This is a genomic window from Pseudomonas sp. W5-36 (assembly GCF_046540455.1).
Classification (GTDB): Bacteria; Pseudomonadota; Gammaproteobacteria; order Pseudomonadales; family Pseudomonadaceae; genus Aquipseudomonas; species Aquipseudomonas graminis_B.
Map to the genome: position 1 here is coordinate 87,061 of NZ_JAXCIQ010000017.1, position 17,388 is coordinate 104,448.

Annotated in this window: 11 protein-coding genes; 3 read left to right on the plus strand and 8 right to left on the minus strand. The window is 63.4% G+C overall.

The annotated features are described in order from the left end of the window. Positions 1–46: 46 nt before the first annotated feature. From SLW74_RS22300 to SLW74_RS22315, 4 genes are all read right to left on the minus strand, one after another. Positions 47–3,142 (minus strand): MdtB/MuxB family multidrug efflux RND transporter permease subunit, encoded by a 3,096-nt coding sequence (locus SLW74_RS22300; RefSeq protein WP_410930147.1) that lies wholly within the window; start codon positions 3,140–3,142, stop codon positions 47–49. Continuing rightward, positions 3,139–4,479 (minus strand): MdtA/MuxA family multidrug efflux RND transporter periplasmic adaptor subunit, encoded by a 1,341-nt coding sequence (locus SLW74_RS22305; RefSeq protein ID WP_410930167.1) that lies wholly within the window; start codon positions 4,477–4,479, stop codon positions 3,139–3,141. The genes SLW74_RS22300 and SLW74_RS22305 overlap by 4 nt, the downstream gene beginning before the upstream one ends. Before the next feature lie 197 nt (positions 4,480–4,676). Beyond that, positions 4,677–5,177 (minus strand): thiol peroxidase, encoded by a 501-nt coding sequence (gene tpx, locus SLW74_RS22310; RefSeq protein ID WP_192131756.1) that lies wholly within the window; start codon positions 5,175–5,177, stop codon positions 4,677–4,679. A gap of 87 nt (positions 5,178–5,264) precedes the next feature. Further along, positions 5,265–6,194, minus strand: a complete 930-nt coding sequence (locus SLW74_RS22315) for a LysR family transcriptional regulator (RefSeq protein WP_410930148.1) — start codon at positions 6,192–6,194, stop codon at positions 5,265–5,267. 126 nt (positions 6,195–6,320) lie between these two features. On the opposite strand from SLW74_RS22315, the gene SLW74_RS22320 reads away from it, so the two are divergent. Continuing rightward, a complete protein-coding gene (locus tag SLW74_RS22320) occupies positions 6,321–7,316 on the plus strand; it encodes an aldo/keto reductase (RefSeq protein WP_410930149.1) in 996 nt (331 codons plus the stop codon). 106 nt (positions 7,317–7,422) lie between these two features. Here the strand turns inward: SLW74_RS22320 and SLW74_RS22325 are convergent, their stop codons facing one another. From SLW74_RS22325 to SLW74_RS22335, 3 genes are all read right to left on the minus strand, one after another. Beyond that, positions 7,423–11,043: a translocation/assembly module TamB domain-containing protein gene (locus tag SLW74_RS22325; protein WP_410930168.1), complete on the minus strand. Its 3,621-nt coding sequence runs from the start codon at positions 11,041–11,043 to the stop codon at positions 7,423–7,425. A gap of 68 nt (positions 11,044–11,111) precedes the next feature. Continuing rightward, on the minus strand, positions 11,112–12,842 hold the full coding sequence (locus SLW74_RS22330; RefSeq protein ID WP_192131762.1) for an autotransporter assembly complex protein TamA: 1,731 nt from the start codon (positions 12,840–12,842) through the stop codon (positions 11,112–11,114). A 66-nt stretch (positions 12,843–12,908) separates the two neighbouring features. Continuing rightward, on the minus strand, positions 12,909–13,559 hold the full coding sequence (locus SLW74_RS22335) for a GNAT family N-acetyltransferase (RefSeq protein WP_065990601.1): 651 nt from the start codon (positions 13,557–13,559) through the stop codon (positions 12,909–12,911). Positions 13,560–13,770: 211 nt separating this feature from the next. On the opposite strand from SLW74_RS22335, the gene xthA reads away from it, so the two are divergent. Then, positions 13,771–14,583, plus strand: coding sequence for an exodeoxyribonuclease III (gene xthA, locus SLW74_RS22340; RefSeq protein WP_410930150.1), 813 nt, complete (start codon positions 13,771–13,773; stop codon positions 14,581–14,583). Between the two features lie 130 nt (positions 14,584–14,713). Continuing rightward, positions 14,714–16,069, plus strand: coding sequence for a substrate-binding domain-containing protein (locus SLW74_RS22345; RefSeq protein WP_410930151.1), 1,356 nt, complete (start codon positions 14,714–14,716; stop codon positions 16,067–16,069). Positions 16,070–16,121: 52 nt separating this feature from the next. Here SLW74_RS22345 and SLW74_RS22350 read toward each other — a convergent pair whose 3' ends face one another. Then, entirely contained in the window at positions 16,122–17,354 is a 1,233-nt protein-coding gene (locus SLW74_RS22350) for an acyl-CoA dehydrogenase (RefSeq protein ID WP_369317843.1), read from the minus strand. Between the last annotated feature and the right edge of the window lie 34 nt (positions 17,355–17,388).

The window sequence follows — 17,388 nt, forward strand, 5'->3', positions numbered from 1 at the left end:
CGAACTCCACTCTTGTAGCTTGCCGCTTGAAGCTTGTGGCTGCCGGTCATAGCGCCGCCTCGGTCTTGGGCTGCCGCGCAAACCGGCGCCCCAACCGATCAAAGTACAAATAGATGACCGGCGTGGTGAACAGCGTCAGGACCTGGCTAACCAGCAAGCCGCCGACCATCACCAGACCCAGGGGCTGGCGCAGCTCGGCCCCGGAGCCCGAGGCGAACATCAGCGGGATCGCGCCGAACAGTGCCGCCAGGGTAGTCATCAGAATCGGGCGGAAACGCAGCAGGGCCGCTTCGTAGATCGCGGTCTCCGGGTCGATGCCGCGGTTGCGTTCGGCGTCGAGGGCGAAGTCGATCATCATGATCGCGTTCTTCTTGACGATGCCGATCAGCAGGATGATGCCGATGATGGCGATCATGCCCAGGTCATTGCCGCTGAGGATCAGCGCCAGCAGCGCACCGATGGCCGCCGACGGCAGGGTCGACAGAATGGTGATCGGGTGGATGTAGCTCTCATAGAGCACGCCCAGCACGATGTACATGGTGATCACCGCCGCCAGCACCAGCAGCAGCGTGCTGGACAGCGAGGCCTGGAAGGCTTCGGCTGCGCCCTGGAATTCCGTCTGCACGCCGATCGGCATGCCGATGTCTTTCTGCACCTGCTCGATGACTTCCACGGCCTTGCCCAGCGCGACGCCCGGCGCCAGGTTGAACGACATCATCACCGCCGGAAACTGCCCGATATGGGCAATCGCCAGTTGCGCCTGACGCTGCTCGACCCGGGCCAGACTCGACAGCTTGACCTGCCCGCCGTCGGTGGTCTTGACGTGAATCTGTTCCAGCGCCTCGGGCCCCAGCTCACTGCGCGAGTCGGCCTGCAACACCACCCGGTACTGGCTGGCCTGGGTGTAGATGGTAGAAATCTGCCGCTGGCCGAAGGCGTCATAGAGCGCGTCGGTGATGTTGGCGACGGTCACGCCCAGCCGACTGGCAGCATCGCGGTCGATGTTGAGAAACACCTGCAGACCCTTGTCCTGCAAGTCGCTGGCGACATCGGTCAACTCCGGCCGCTGAGCCAGCGCCTCCACCAGTTTGCCGCTCCACAGATTGAGCAGGTCGGCGTCCGGCGAGGACATGCTGAACTGGTACTGGGTGCGGCTGACCCGGTCCTCGATGGTGAGGTCCTGCACCGGCTGCATGAACAGGCGGATGTCCGACAGCTGATCGACTTCGGGCTGCAGGCGCTGGATCACTTCGGACGCCGTCACATCCCGCTCGCTGTGGGGTTTGAGGTTGATCAGCATGCGACCGCTGTTGAGGGTCGCATTGTCGCCGTCGACGCCGATGTACGACGACAGACTGGCGACCGCGGGGTCCTTCAGGATGATTTTCGCCAGGGCCTGCTGGCGCTGGCTCATGGAGGCGAACGACACCGACTGGGGCGCTTCGGAAATGCCCTGAATCACGCCTGTGTCCTGCACCGGAAAGAAGCCCTTGGGCACGGCCAGATACAGCAATACCGTAATCCCGAGGGTGGCGATGGCGACCAGCAGGGTCAGTGGCTGGTGCTTGAGCACCCACTGCAACTTGCGCCCGTAGGCGGCCACCAGCCAGTCGATCCAGGCACCACTGGCCCGGTAGAACCGGCCCTGCTCTTCTTCTTTCGGCTCACGTTTGAGCAAGCGCGCGCACATCATTGGCGTCAGGGTGAGGGACACCACGAGGGAAATCAGGATCGCCACGGCCAGGGTGATGGCGAACTCGCGGAACAGCCGCCCGACCACATCGGCCATGAACAACAGCGGAATGAGCACGGCAATCAGCGAGATGGTCAGCGAGATCAGCGTGAAACCAATCTGCCGGGCGCCCTTGAGCGCCGCCTGCAACGGCGTCTCGCCCTCCTCCAGGTGCCGGGAAATATTCTCCAGCATGACGATGGCGTCATCGACCACGAAACCGGTGGCAATGGTCATCGCCATCAACGTCAGGTTGTTGACCGAAAAGCCGGCCAGGTACATCACGCCGAAGGTGCCGATCAGCGACAGCGGTACGGCCACCGAGGGAATGATCGTCGCGCTGAAGCGCCGCAGAAACAGGAAGGTCACCAGCACCACCAGCACGATGGAAATCATCAGCTCGTGCTGCACGTCGCTGACCGACGCGCGGATGGTCTGGGTGCGGTCGGTGAGCACGGTGACGTCAAGCCCGGCGGGCAGATTCTCGGTGATGCTGGGCAGCAGCGCCTTGATCCGGTCGACCACGTCGATCACGTTGGCGCCTGGCTGACGCTGGATGTTCAGCAGCACGGCCTGGTTCTCATTGGCCCACGCGGCAAGGCGATCGTTTTCGGCGCCGTCGACGATCTCGGCGACGTCCTTGAGTCGCAGCGGGCCGCCGTTGTTGTACGCCAGAATCAGGTTGGCGTATTCCTCGGGGGACTTGAGCTGGTCATTGGCGTCGAGCATCGACACCCGCGTCGGGCCGTCGAAATTACCCTTGGGCGTGTTGACGTTGGAGGCGCTGACCAGCGTCCGGACGTCCGCGAGGTTCAGGCCGTTGGCCGCCAGTGCGTCGGCGTTGACCTTGATCCGCACCGCCTGACGCTGGCCGCCGGCGATGGTGACCATGCCCACCCCGCTGATCTGCGCAATCTTCTGCGCCATGCGCGTGTCGACCAGATCATTGAGTTTGGGCAGCAGCATGGTTTTCGACGTAATGGCCAAAGTCAGCACCGGCGTGTCGGCCGGGTTGACCTTGTTATACGTCGGGGGCGCCGGCAGGTCGCTCGGCAGCAGGTTGGTCGCGCCGTTGATGGCCGCCTGCACCTCCTGCTCGGCGACGTCCATGTTGATGTCGAGGCTGAAACGCAGGGTGATGACCGAGGCCCCGCCGGAACTGGTCGAGGCCATCTGGGTCAGGCCCGGCATCTGCCCGAACTGGCGCTCAAGGGGCGCGGTCACGGCACTGGTCATCACTTGCGGACTCGCGCCCGGGTACAGCGTCATCACCCGAATGGTCGGGTAATCCACCTGCGGCAGCGCCGACACCGGCAGCAGCGTGTACGCGATCAGACCGGCCAGCACGATGGCGAGCATGCTCAGCGTGGTGGCGACCGGCCTGAGGATGAACAGGCGTGACAGGTTCATACGTTGCCTTTCTTCGCGGTCTCGGTGCCCGCTGACTCACCGGGCTCCTTCGAGGGCTTGCCCTGCAACTGCTGACCCGGCGAGGCCGGCACGTCCTTGCTGTCGTTGACCACGTCCACCGCACTGCCGTCTTTCAGGCGGTCGGTGCCTTCGAGCACCACACGGTCGCCGGCCGTCAGACCTTCGGTAATCACCGTGGAGTTCTCGTCGCTTGGCCCGGTCTTGAGGGCGCGAATGCGCACGGTCTTGTCGCCGTCCATCACGTACACGAAGGTGCCGTTGACGCCGAACTGCACCGCGGCCGACGGCACCAGCACCACGTTTTTCAGGGTATTGGCCAGAAGGCGTGCGTTCACGAACTGATTGGGGAACAGCGCTTCGTTGTCGTTATCAAACCGCGCTTTGAACTTCAACGTGCCGGTGGTGATGTCGATCTGGTTATCGATGCTGGCGAGCACGCCGGTGGCCTGGAGCTTCAGGTCGCCACGGTCCCACGCCTCGACCGGCAACTTGCCGCCGCTGCGGTAACGGCTCAGCACCTCGGCGAGGTCTTTTTCCGGAAGCGTGAAGTTGACAGTGATCGGTTTGGTCTGGGTGATCACCGCCAGGGCGGTGGTGTCGTTGGCAGCGACCAGATTGCCGACGTCCAGCTGGCGCAGGCCGATGCGGCCCGAGATCGGCGCCCGGATCTGCGAGAACTCCAGGTTGAGCTTCGCGTCGCCCACGGCTGCCTGATTGGTCTTGATCGTCCCCTGGTACTGGCCGACCAGGGATTCGGCGGTGTCCAGGGTTTGCTTGGCGATGCTGTCTTCTTTGTACAGGCCCCGATAACGCTGTACGTCGAGTTGAGCATTCTTGAGCAGCGCCTGGTTCTGCATCAGCGTGCCTTCCGCCTGTTGCAGCGCGATCTGGTAGCTGCGCGGGTCGATCACCGCCAGCAAATCGCCGGCCTTGACCTGTTGGCCTTCCTGGAAATTGATCTTCATCAATTCGCCTGCCACGCGGCTGCGCACGTTGATCGTGTTCAGCGCGGTCACAGTGCCAAGGGCTTTGTAGTAGATGGGGAAGTCGCCGGTGTTCGCGACTGCGACCCGCACCGGTACCGGGGCGGTGGAGCCGCCGAACCCGGGACGCTTGGCCACCGCCTTGCCGTTGCCGCCGCTGCGGCTTGCGCTGGCCTGGGCCTGATCGCCTTTCTGCGCCGTGGCGTTCGGTTGCGACGCGGATCCCGGCCAGAAGCGCCAGCACAGGCCAGCGACGATCAACAGAACCAACAGGCTCATCAGCCAGCGACGGGAATTACGGGGGCCAGACAATTGCATGGATAAATCAACCAGTGTGCGCGTGAGCGTCTTCGGGAGGCTGAACAATAAGCATAGAGTCCGGCAAGGCAAAGGGGCTTTACCGGCAATTTACCTAGTGCTTACTTGGAATAAGGTGCTGACGTACCCATAAAAAACGGCCTGAGGGTGTCAGGCCGCCTGGATGTTGCCGGGTAATGCCGCCGACTGATGGCAATACGCCGCTTGCCAGCTTACTTCAATACGGCCAGCGCCGCGTCGTAGTTCGGCTCCTGGCCGATCTCCGGTACCAGTTCGCTGTGCAGCACCGTGTCGTTTTCATCCAGCACCACGACAGCACGGGTGGTCAGCCCCACCATCGGCCCGTCGGCGATGGCAACGCCGTAGTCCTGCATGAACTGCGCGCCGCGCATGGTCGACAGGTTCTTCACGTTTTCCAGACCTTCGGCGCCGCAGAAACGCGCCTGGGCAAACGGCAGGTCAGCGGAGATGCACAGCACAACGGCGTTATTCAGCTCGTTGGCCTGGGCATTGAACGTGCGGATGGAGGTGGCGCAGGTCGGGGTGTCTACGCTCGGGAAGATGTTCAGCACCTTGCGCTTGCCGGCGAAGGTTTCCAGGGTTGCGTCGGACAGATCGGCCGCCACCAGTTTGAAGGCCGGCGCCTTGCTGCCGACGGTCGGCAGTTCGCCGCTGATCTGTACCGGAGAGCCTCTACGAGTCACTTGTGGCATGAGCTGAGTCCTTGTTTGAGTGGCATTCAAGGGCGGAAGTTAACCATGAAAAAGCGTGGCAACCTACCGCCAGAAACGATTTTATTGTCAGGAAACGGGGGGCATTACCGGTTTGTCCATCAGCCCCGGGCGGGCGCAGACGTCCACTGCCCAGTCGACGAATACCCTCACCCGCCGCGACGTCTGCCGGTGTGCCGGGTACAGCGCGGTCAGGGGCAACAGCGGTTGTTCGATGTCGCCCAGCACTTCGATCAGCTCGCCGCGGCGCAACGATTCGGCGACGTGGTAGTACGGCGTCTGCACCAGTCCGTACCCTGCGCTGCACGCCGCGAGGTAGCCATCGGCGCTGTTGGTCGCCAGGGCCTTGGGCAGGTCGGGCGCCTGAACTCGGCCATCAATGACGAACTCAAGCCCATAGCGTTTGTGGGTGGTGGAAGAGAAGTATTCGATGATCTGGTGGTGCTGCAGATCGGCCAGGCAGAGCGGCGTGCCCCTGCGCTGCAGATACCCGGGACTGGCACACACCACCTGGCGCATGTGAGCGAGCGGTCGGGCCGCCAGGGAGTGATCGAGGGGCTGTCCGCCGCGAATCACGCAGTCGTAGCCCTCCCGGATAAGGTCCACGGGACGATCGTTCATGCCCACTTCCATTGCCAGCCGGGGATAACGCTCGGTGAACTCCGGCAGAAGCGGCATGATGATCAGTCGGCCGATGCCCGACGGCATGTCGACACGCAACACCCCTTCCGGATCCCGGGCCACCGAAGAGAACAACGATTCGGCCGCTTCAAGCTCGTTCAGCACGCTGACGCAGCGGTGGTAATAGGCCTGACCGTCCGGCGTCGGCGTCACCTGCCGCGTGGTGCGCATCAACAATTGCACGCCAAGCTGTGCCTCCAGCTGCTTGATCAGAATGGTCACCGACGCCCGGGGCATGTGCAGGCTGTCGGCGGCCCTGGCGAAACCGCCCAGCTCGACAATGCGCGTGAAGGCCCGCATCGCGTTGAATTTATCCATGGCTTGTCACGGTTCCGCTGAGAGATTGTTTAGAAATCACCAATAGTGAAAGCACTTTTAGCCGGTTTATCCCGACGCTGTCGAGGCGCAAGAATGGTGGTCCTCTTGATCGACAAGGCACCCATCATGCAAACGCGTCAACTTGGCAAAAACGGCCCGCATGTCTCGGCCCTGGGCCTGGGCTGCATGGGCATGACCGACTTCTATACGACGGGCGGCAACGCCGACGAAGCCATCGCCACCCTGCACCGGGCGCTGGAGATGGGCGTCACCCTGCTGGACACCGCCGATATGTACGGCCCCCACACCAATGAGGAACTGCTGGGCAAGGCGCTGGCTGGCAAGCGGGATCAGGCGTTCATCGCCAGCAAGTTCGGCATCGTGCGTACGCCAGGCGACGCCGGCGCGCGCGGGGTCAATGGCAGCCCCGAATACATCCGCGCCGCGATCGATGGCACGTTGCAGCGTCTGAAAATCGACACCCTGGATCTGTATTACCAGCACCGCATTGATCCCGGCGTGGCGATCGAAGAGTCCGTTGGCGCCATGGCCGAGCTGGTCAAGGCAGGCAAGGTGCGCTTTCTCGGCTTGAGCGAGGCGTCGGCAAGCACCCTCGAACGCGCGAACAAGGTTCATCCCATTGCCGCCCTGCAGACCGAATATTCACTGTGGAGCCGCGAGCCGGAAGAAAACGGCGCGCTCGACACGTGCCGCCGGCTAGGCATTGCGTTTGTGCCGTACAGCCCGTTGGGGCGCGGTTTTCTGACCGGCGCACTGAAGAGCCCGGACGACTTCGCCGCCGATGACTATCGCCGCAGCAGTCCGAGGTTCCAGGGCGAGAACTTCGCGAAAAACCTGCTGCTGGTGAAGAAGGTCGAGCAACTGGCGGGAGAAAAAGGCATCACCGCTGGCCAATTGGCGCTGGCCTGGGTCCTCGCCCAGGGCAATGACGTGATTCCGATTCCCGGCACCAAGCAGCGCAAATACCTGGAAGAGAACGTCGCTGCGCTGGACGTGACCCTCAGCGCAGCAGAGTTGCAGGCGCTGAAAGACCTGTTCCCGGTTAACGCTGTCGCAGGCGGCCGTTATCCCGATGCGGCGATGAAGCTGGTCAACGGGTAAGCGGGTAACGCTCTCCAATCATCGCTGCGTCTTCGATGAACCCCGGCCTGTTAGCGGCGACACTCCGCCGCCAGCAGGCCCTGTCCCGCCCCGTTTCGCCGGGTTGTCAGAAGTCCCGCTTGTAGAAGATGTCCAGCGAACTCGCCACACCGCCCGCGACCTCCAGGTACACCTTCTTGCTCAGCAGGTAGCGCAAGGTCAGGGTGTTGGCCGGCTCGAACACCCCCACGCCGTAACGCAGGCTGAGCTTGTCGGTGATCTTGCCGCTGGCGACCACCGCCGTCTTGTCGCCGCTGCCCGAGGTGTCCAGATCGAAATCCTGAATCCCCAGCCCGGACGCCAGCTTGCCCGCCGTCGACGAACCGCCCGCCAGGCCCAATGCCAGCGCCGCCTGGGCGACCATGTTGCTGTCTTCGCCCTTGGTGCTCAGCGGACGGCCCAGCACCAGATACGAGAGCGCCTGCTCCTGACTCATGGCCGGTTCGGAGAACACCGTGGTGGTCGGCTGTTCGGCGCTGCCGCTCAGGCGAATGCCGGCGATCACGTCGTCGGTCTGGCGGATGGCTTCGATGTCCAGATACGGCTGGTCGACCGGTCCTGCGAACAGCAGGCGCGCCTTGCGAATGGTCAGGCGCTGGCCGTAAGCGCGGTAGCGGCCTTCGTTGAGGTTCAGCTCGCCGCGGGTGTCCATGTTGTCGCCGATGTGCACGTGGCCGACCAGATTCGCAGTCAAACCGAAGCCGCTGAAACTCAAGGTCTCCTGGCCCACTTCGACGTTCACATCCATGGCGATGGCCAAGGGGGTTTTGCCCTGTTCGGTCTGCTGGCCCACGATCACGGTGTCATCAGAGACTTTCACCGTTGAAGGCGGCAGCTGGCGCACCGTGATCTCGCCTTTCGGGATCAGCACCTTGCCGGATACCGCGAGCCTGTCGCCCTGCAGGGTAATCTTCAGGTCCGGCGCCGCTTCCAGCTTGGCGTACGGTTCAACGGTGATCGGCAGGTGCGTGCCCTTCAGGTCAACGTCGACATCCAGCGCATTGGCCCAGGCCACATGCCCGCCAATGCTGCCTTGACCCGTCGTGCCGCTGCGCCAGTTGCCGGTCAGATCAACGCGCTCGCCGGCAATCAGGGCCTGCACATTGAGCTTTTCAAGACTCACCGGCAATTCGGGACCGGAGACTTCGGCGTCGTTGAGCGTCACGTTGCCGTTGACCTGAGGCGCCAGCAGGCCGCCCGAGATCCGCCCGCTGCCGTTGAGCTTGCCGTTGAGCTTTTCCACCATGGGCACAAACGGCCTTGCGACCGACACGTCCAGGCCGCTGAGGGTGAAGTCGCCGGTCACGGGCTTGTTCCTGGCGATCGGATCGATGCTCAGCCGCGCCAGCAGTTCACCGAGCTTGCCCCCACGAAAATTGAGGCTGGTGTCGACTTTCTTCGGGGTCAGGCTGCTGGTCAGCTTCAGCGTGTCGTAGGGGAAATCCAGCCACTGGTTCTTGTCCTTGACCCGCAGCGTCCCGCCACTGGCGTCGATGACCACCTGGCCATTGGGGCCGGCAGCGGGAACGTCCAGCTGGATGTCGGCATTCAACGCGCCCTTCCAGGCGAAATCCTTGGGCAGCCACTGCGCCAGACTTTCCAGCGGGAAGCGCTTGAGGTGGTAGCGCAGGCGCGGTTCGGGCATCAGGCGCTGATCTTCGCCGCACAGGCTCGCAGGCCCCGACACCCAGCAATGAGCACCAAAGTTGACCTTGCCGTCGGCCAGACGCTCCAGCTTGGCCGGCTGTTGCAGCTTCCAGTCCTGCCCGCCGCTCTGGATGTCGCCGCTGGCCAGACGCCCGCGCCAATTACCTTTGTCCAGATTGCCATCCAGCGCCAGGGCCAGTTTGAGCAGCGGCCCTTTGAGATCGAGTTTGACTTGCTGACGCTTGATGTCGCCCTGGCCATTAACCGTCAGCGCGCCCAGCGCCGTGTCGCCGGCCTGAATGCCGGAGGTCTTCAGGTCAAGGGTGGCGCGCTGGGCGCTGTCGAGCCTGGCGGCCAAGGTCAAGCTCTGCAGCGTGTTCGCCTGGAACGCCAGTTGCGTGCCTTGCAAGGCCAGTTGCCCCTGGGGCGCCTGTACCGTACCGGCGACGTCGAGGCGCCCTTTCATCTGGCCTTGCAGGCCAGGCCATAGCTGACCCAGTCGCGCCAGGTTGATGTCCAGCTGGCCGGCGATTTTCTGCTGAAGGCTTCCTGTGCCCTGAATCCGGTTGTCGCCCAGGCGGATGTCCAGGGCGTTGAGGTTCCATTTGTTGTCGGCGCCATCGGCCTTGGCCTGCAGCACAGCGGGCTGACCGCGCAGGCGCCCCTTCAGGTCCAGATCGGCGTTCAGGGTGAGTTGCTCGTTGCGCATTGAACCCTTGCTGCGCAGCGGACCCGCCAGGGAGCCCGGCAATTCCGCGACCCAGTAAGCGGGATCGATGGCGCTGAGATCCAGTGCCGTGTCCCAGGCGATGCCGTCGGCAAATTGCAGATTCAGGTGACCGCTGGCCTTGCCCTGCCCGGCTGCCAGCTCAAGTTGAGGCAGGAAGATCTCCTGCAAATCGCCGCTGAAGGGGCTCTGCAACGTGAATGGACCCGCCGGGCCCTTGAAGTCGCCGGCGAAATGGCCGAGGTATTTGCCGTCGGTGTAGGACACTTCCCCGGTGAACGTATGCACGCTGACCTGGGGCTCGTCGATCAACGGGTACAGGCGATGCCAGGGAAAGTCGAGCCAGTCGATTTTCGCGTCGGCGCGCAGGCCCTGTTGCCAGTCCAGTTTGCCGCTCGCCTTGAGGCGCTGGTTGTCACTGGCGGTCAGATCAAGCGCCGTAATGTCCGCGCCCTTGGCGTCGACCCGGCCTTGTAATGCCAGCGCCACCGGGCCTTTTTCCGCCGGAAGGCTGGCGTTGCCGGTGATGGCGTAGCCTTGAGCAAGATCGCCCTTGGCGTTGAGCAGCAGATGATCGAGCTGCAACGTGTCCGGCAGATCAGCACTTGGCTTGAAGTGGTCGCTGGTGATGGCGATGTCCGCCGGCAGGTTCTCCACCAGCGGTTGCAACTGCCCGACGAGCGTGGCGTCGAGGTAGCCCTTGCTCTGCGCGTTGAGGGTCAAAGTCTTGAGCAGGTCCCCTTGAATGTTCAGCGCCAGTGACAACGGCTGACCACTGACGTCGGGTAGCTTCAGCTGTCCTTCGGCGGTCAACGGCCAGTTACCCTCGGGTTTGAGCAGGCCCGACAGATCAAGGGCGATGTCATCACGACCGGCGTGCAGCGAATCGATCTTCAACCCCTCAGCGGTCCAGTGCGCCGCCAGCCGCACGTCGCGAACCTGTTCGGTGCCGTCCAGATGAAGACTGCCGATCTGCACGCGCCCCAGTTGCAGGGCCAGCGGCAGCTTGAGGTCCGGCAGCGTGATCGGCCCGCTGGCAGCCTCGTCGCTGGAAGGCGGAAACTGCAGCCTGATGTCGCCCGTCTGCAGGTTGTCGATGCACAGCGTCATGCGCGCGAGGCACGCGGGTGACCAGTCGAAAACCGGTGCGTCGACTTCGACTTTGCTCTGGCCTTGCTGCCAGACCAGGTGATCCGCCTGCCACGCGCCGCCCAGACGACCGGAAAACCCTTCGACCGTCAGGCCCGGCACCCACCCGAGGGCCCAACGGCTGCCGCTTTGCGTACCGAGGAGGATGGTGGCCGTCAGCACCATCAAAATGATCAGCGACAGCAGCGTAATCGCCGTGATTGCCGCGGTGCGTTTCAACAAAGCCAGCTTCGTCACAGTTCAGGTCCCATCGAGAAGTGCAGACGAATACCGCCGTCTTCATCCAGCGCGTGGGCGAGGTCGAGGCGCAGCGGCCCCACCGGCGACACCCAGCGCACGCCAATGCCGACGCCGGTTTTCAGGCTCGGCAGGTCCAGTGAATTGAACGAGTTGCCCTGATCGACGAACGCCGCCACCCGCCATTTTTCGGCGATCGAGTATTGGTACTCGGCGCTTCCGGCGATCATGTAACGGCCGCCGATCTTGTCACCGTCGGAGTTCTCCGGGGACAGCGATTGGTAGTCATAGCCGCGCACGCTCTGGTCGCCACCGGCAAAAAAGCGCAGGGATGGCGGGATCGACTTGTAGCCGTTGCTGGCGCTGCCCCCAACCTGCACACGCCCGAGGAAGCGGTGGTTCTGCGCCACGGTGGTCAGCCCTTTGAGCATCACCGTGCCGTGCAGCAGGTTGGCGTCAGAACCCAGCCCTTCCTTGGCGACCTGGGTGTCGAACCGCAGCCGGTAGCCGTTGTGCGGGTCGATGCGGTTGTCGCTGCGCAGGTACGAATAGCTGACGCCGGGCATGAGCAAGGTGCTGAGGCCTTCGTCGTTGCCCAGCCGGTATTCTTCGCGCTGCCACTTCAGCGATATCACGCGCTCCCAGCCGCTGGGCAGTTTGCTGTGCCATTCGGGCCCAACGGTCAGCAGTTTGCTGAGGCTGTCGGTGTCGGCGATTTCTTCATATTGATAGCCACCGGCAAATCGCAATTTGTCGGTCAGGGGCGGGTCCAGCGGAATGTCGTAGAACAGGCCGACGTTCTGCCGAGGGGCGGAGATTTCCGCCTCGGCGCCATAACTGTGGCCCTGGGGATTGACCCAGTGGCGCGTCCAGTTGGCCTTTACCCGTGGGCCGACGTCGGTCGAATAGCCGACCCCGAGCCCCATGGTCCGCGGCTTGCGGGTCTGCAACTGCACGTCGACCGGAATGACCTGGGCCTGGGCATCGGTGGGCGATGCGTTGACCCGAACGCCTTCGAAATAGCCGCTCGACTGCATGGCCTGATTGAGTTCGGCGATCAGTTCGGAGTCGTAGGGCGTGTCTTGTTTGAACGGCACCATGCGCCGCAGCAAGTCTTCATCGAATGGCGCGTCGCCGCTGAAGGTCACTTTGCCAAGGGAGAAACGCGGCCCGCTGTCGTAGACCAGTTCGATGTCGGCGACACCGGCGCGCGGGTCGACGGAAAGGCGCTGGGTCACGAACCGGCCCTTGAAGAAGCCGTAGCGCGCCGCCTGGGTTTCAATCAGGTGCTTGGCGTCCTCGTAGACACCATGGTTGAGCACCGCGCCGGGCTTCAGGGCGTCACCCTTCGGCACCCGGAAGCTTTTAAGCTGGGTCGCCTGCCCGGTCACGCGGATGGAAACGTTGCGCAGGTGCACAGGCTCGCCGGCCTGAACCTTCAACAGCAGTTGCAGGTTGTTGTCGACGTGGCGGACTTCGCTGTCAATCTGCGCCTGATAATAGCCAAGGGCCTGAGCGGCCTTTTGCGCCTGCTCGACGGCCCCGACGCTGAAGCGTTCGAGCGCTGGCTCGTCGCGCTCGCCGAGGCTGCCCACATACCCTTCGATGTTGGACTTGAGCGCGGCATTGGACGGCTTGACCCGGACTTCCAGCTGCGCATCGGCAAACGCCGCGCAACTGGACAACATCAGGAGAAAGCCACTGGTGTATCGATGGGGAAACTTCATAGGCGCGAATGCTACACGAGCGACGCGGGCTGCTGGAACCCGCGGAAATGGAGAAGCGTGCGCGGCTCAGGCCACAGAACCCAATGAAACCTGCGGATTTGGGTGGAAAAAGATGTGTTCGCGGACAGGTCCTACTGCCACCTCACCGATTTCCTCATAACCCTGTCGGTTATAGAACTCCAGATAATCGCCATTGCCGGTGTCGAGGACGATGCCCTGGGAATTTCTGTCCTGGGCACACCAGTCATGCAACGCCAGCAGCAACCGCTCGCCGTAGTGCCGCCCCTGGAAGTCGGGATGGACGCCGAACAACGGCAGGACATGCACCGCTTCCGAAGGCACGCAGGCCAGCACGGCGTGGTAGTACTCCAGATAGCGCTGGGTGCAGCGCAGGCCGGTGGTCATCAACATGCGAATGCGCCAGGCCCAGCTTTCGGTGATCCCCAGCCGCCGCTGCGGAGGCGCAATCAGGGCAACGCCGACCAGGCGGTCCGCCACGAACAGCCCCAACGCCGGCAGGTCCTGCAGATAGTGCTGTTTGACCAGCGCCCGGATGGTCGCTTTAACCCGATGGTCGTAGCCGGAGCGGCCGGATTCGAAGAGGTAGGCAAAACTCGGCTCCTGGCGGTAGGCGAGGTACAGCAGCGCGCGGGTTTCGCGGGAGTAGCCGCTGTCGAGCTGACGGATCTCCGCCGTTTCGCTAGGCAGTTCAGGCATGGTGTGCGTCCTTTTGATGAGCCCCGGGGCGGCCGCTCGGGTGCTTGACTTCAAGGCTTCGAGTCGCCGCCCGCCAGCGCAGTTCCCGCGACGTGGCCGCCGATCAGAAATGCACACAGCGCAACCGCCATCGCACAGAGCGCCTCTGACGCTGGCCGTGGCCGGGCAGGTCGGCTAGCATCGCCGTTTGTTTTTGCCAGGACCGCCGCCCATGAAAATTGTGTCTTTTAATATCAACGGCCTTCGCGCCCGACCGCATCAACTGGCGGCGTTAATCGAGAAACATCAGCCCGACGTCATTGGCCTGCAGGAAACCAAGGTGTCCGACGAGCAGTTTCCCCAGGCCGATATCGAAGCGCTGGGTTACCACGTGCACTTCCACGGTCAGAAAGGTCACTACGGCGTCGCCCTGCTCTCGCGTCAGCCGGCGCTGTCGATCCACAAGGGCTTCGACAATGACGACGAAGAGGCCCAGCGCCGTTTCATCTGGGGTACATTCGCTGATCGCAACGGCAATCCGGTGACGGTCATGAACGGCTATTTCCCACAAGGCGAAAGCCGTGATCACCCGACCAAGTTCCCGGCCAAGCTGCGCTTCTATGCAGATCTGCAGAACCTGCTGGAAACGAAATTCAGCAACGACCAGCCGCTGGTGGTGATGGGCGACGTCAACGTCTCCCCGGAGGACAGCGACATCGGCATTGGCGCCGACAACGCCAAGCGCTGGTTGAAAACCGGCAAGTGCAGCTTCCTTCCGGAAGAGCGCGAGTGGCTCGGCAAGCTGAAGAACTGGGGCCTGGTGGACAGCTTCCGTCACTTGTACCCGGAAGTGGTCGATCAGTTCAGCTGGTTCGACTATCGCAGCCGCGGCTTTGAAGACGAGCCCAAGCGTGGCCTGCGCATCGACCTGATCCTCACGTCCCATGGCCTGCAACCGCGCATCAAGGCGGCGGGCGTGGACTACCATTTGCGGTCGATGGACAAGCCTTCCGACCACGCGCCGATCTGGCTTGAGCTGGAATAACCGAACCATCACAGGTGAGCCGCGCGGCGCCCTGCCCGCGGCTTCATCGTCCGAGGCGCTATAAGCCGCGGGCTGTCATCTGCGCGTCATTGGCCTGTCTTATTCTCCGGCCACCTCCACTCCTATAAAGATGCCGCACATGCTGCGCACCGGTGTTTTCATTTTCCTCGCTTCACTCTTCGCTTTTTCGGTAGATACCCACGCCGCTGCCCTGCCCGCGCCCAGTGACGGCTCGCCGGCCTTGCGCATTCAGGGCTCGAACACGATTGGCGCGCAACTGGGGCCGGCGCTGGTCAAAGGCCTGCTGGCGCAGCAAGGCGCACAGTCCATTCAGGAACAAGCGGGCGCGCACCCCAACGAGCGGCGTATCACCGCCCAGTTGCCGTCCGGCCAGAATGTCAGCATCGACATTGCGGCACACGGATCGAGCACAGGTTTCGTGGCCCTGAAGGACGGCTTGGCAGATGTAGCAGCCTCCTCGCGCCCCATCAAAAACAGTGAAGCCATGGAGCTGGCAGCCTTGGGCGACTTGCGCAGCCATCAGGCCGAGCAGGTCATCGCCATCGACGGCGTTGCGGTGATTCTCCATCCCGGCAACCCGCTGCGGGAGCTGAGCACAGTGCAACTGGCGAAAATCTTTGCCGGGGAGGTCCGCGACTGGGAGCAATTGGGCGGCACTGCCGGGGCCATTCATTTATATGCGCGGGATCAGCAGTCGGGCACCTTCGACACCTTCAACGAGCTGGTGCTGGCCAAGTCCGGCAAGACGTTGTCGAAGGAGGCCCGGCGGTTCGAGTCCAGCGAGGAATTGTCCGATCAGGTCAGCCAGGACCGCCAGGGCATCGGTTTCATCGGCCTGCCCTACGTCCGGCAGGCCAAGGCCGTGGCGATCATCGATGGCGAGTCCAAACCGATGCTGCCCACGGTCAGCCTGATCGCCACCGAAGACTATCCGCTGTCACGCCGCCTGTATTTCTACCTGCCGCCTGAGGCGAAACAGCGCTGGGCCAAGGCGCTGGTGCGGTTCGCCCAGAGTCCGCAGGGACAGTCCATCGTGGCGCAAAACGGGTTTGTGGCGCAGACGGTGCAGGCGGTAAAAGTGCGGGCGACGACGCAGATGCCGCTGGCGTATCAAAATCTGGCGCGGGAGGCCGAGCGGCTGTCGGTGAATTTCCGTTTCGCCCAGGGCAGCGCGACCCTCGACACCAAGGCCATGCTCGATCTCAAGCGCGTGGTCGACTATCTGAAGGCCCATGACAAGCTGGATCAGAAGGTCACGCTGGTGGGATTTGGCGATGCCAAGAGCGACCCGGCGCGGGCGCAGTTGCTGTCCAGACTGCGCGCGATGGCAGTGCGCCGGGAGTTGCTGAAACATCAGGTGGTGCTGCGTGAAGTGCGCGGCTTCGGCGACGAAATGCCGGTGGCGACCAATGACGGCGATGAAGGCCGGATCAAGAACCGCCGGGTGGAGGTGTGGGTGGAGTGATGCGGTTCAAGCCCGCCAGCACTGTACGGCTTACCGGCGACGTCGTGGTCGGTCACCGATGTTCGCTGCGCATCATCTCCTTGGGCACGTACTTGCCAATCTCGAATTTGCCGATCGCCGCGCGGTGGACTTCGTCCGGGCCGTCGGCCAGGCGCAGGGTGCGCTGCATGGCGTACATGTAGGCCAGCGGGAAATCGCCGGACACCCCCGCACCGCCATGCATCTGGATCGCCCGGTCGATCACCCGCAGAGCGACGTTCGGCGCGACCACTTTTATCTGCGCGATCTCGCTCTTCGCCACCTTGTTGCCTACGGTGTCCATCATGTAGGCGGCTTTCAGGGTCAACAGGCGGGCCATGTCGATTTCCATGCGCGAGTCGGCGATCTTGTCGATATTGCCCCCCAGTCGCGCCAACGGTCGGCCAAACGCAGTGCGCTGCACCGAGCGTTTGCACATCAGTTCCAGCGCGCGCTCCGCCATGCCGACCGAACGCATGCAGTGGTGAATCCTGCCCGGGCCGAGGCGACCCTGGGCGATCTCGAAACCACGTCCTTCACCCAGCAGGACATTTTCGTACGGCACGCGCACGTTTTCGAACAGCACTTCGGCGTGACCGTGGGGCGCATCGTCGTAGCCGAACACCGGCAGCGGCCGCAGGATTTTTACCCCTGGCGTGTCAGTCGGCACCAGGATCATCGAATGCTGCTGATGACGCGGGCCGTCCGGGTTGCTCAGGCCCATGAACACCATGATCTTACAGCGCGGGTCGCAGGCGCCGGAGGTCCACCATTTGCGGCCGTTGATGACCCACTCATCGCCATCACGCACTGCGGTCGCGGCCATATTGGTGGCATCCGAGGACGCCACATCGGGTTCGGTCATCGCAAACGCCGAGCGAATCTCGCCGCGCAGCAAAGGTTCCAGCCACCGTTCCTTCTGCGCCTCACTGGCGTAGCGCACCAGCACCTCCATGTTGCCGGTGTCCGGCGCCGAACAGTTGAACGGCTCCGGGCCGAGCAGCGAGCGGCCCATGATCTCCGCCAGCGGCGCGTACTCGAGATTCGACAGCCCTGCCCCGCATTCGGATTCCGGCAGGAACAGGTTCCACAGCCCCTCGGCCTTTGCCTTCGCCTTGAGCGCCTCCATGATCGCCGTCGGCTGCCAGCGGTCGCCTTCAGCCACTTGGCGCTCGAACACGGGCTCGGCGGGGTACACGTGAGTGTCCATGAAGGCCGTCACGCGCTCGCGCAGTGCCTGAACCTTGGGGGAGTAAGCGAAATCCATGGGGCGGCTGCCTTCTATGAGGTGTTGTCAGGTC

Excerpts from the sequence above, each read along its gene's own strand:
- SLW74_RS22320 (WP_410930149.1), top strand. The coding sequence starts at position 6,321 with ATGCAAACGCGTCAACTTGGCAAAAACGGCCCGCATGTCTCGGCCCTG.
- SLW74_RS22315 (WP_410930148.1), bottom strand. The coding sequence starts at position 6,194 with ATGGATAAATTCAACGCGATGCGGGCCTTCACGCGCATTGTCGAGCTG.
- SLW74_RS22335 (WP_065990601.1), bottom strand. The coding sequence starts at position 13,559 with ATGCCTGAACTGCCTAGCGAAACGGCGGAGATCCGTCAGCTCGACAGC.
- SLW74_RS22325 (WP_410930168.1), bottom strand. The coding sequence starts at position 11,043 with ATGGTGCTGACGGCCACCATCCTCCTCGGTACGCAAAGCGGCAGCCGT.
- SLW74_RS22300 (WP_410930147.1), bottom strand. The coding sequence starts at position 3,142 with ATGAACCTGTCACGCCTGTTCATCCTCAGGCCGGTCGCCACCACGCTG.
- tpx (WP_192131756.1), bottom strand. The coding sequence starts at position 5,177 with ATGCCACAAGTGACTCGTAGAGGCTCTCCGGTACAGATCAGCGGCGAA.
- SLW74_RS22345 (WP_410930151.1), top strand. The coding sequence starts at position 14,714 with ATGCCGCACATGCTGCGCACCGGTGTTTTCATTTTCCTCGCTTCACTC.
- SLW74_RS22330 (WP_192131762.1), bottom strand. The coding sequence starts at position 12,842 with ATGAAGTTTCCCCATCGATACACCAGTGGCTTTCTCCTGATGTTGTCC.
- SLW74_RS22350 (WP_369317843.1), bottom strand. The coding sequence starts at position 17,354 with ATGGATTTCGCTTACTCCCCCAAGGTTCAGGCACTGCGCGAGCGCGTG.
- xthA (WP_410930150.1), top strand. The coding sequence starts at position 13,771 with ATGAAAATTGTGTCTTTTAATATCAACGGCCTTCGCGCCCGACCGCAT.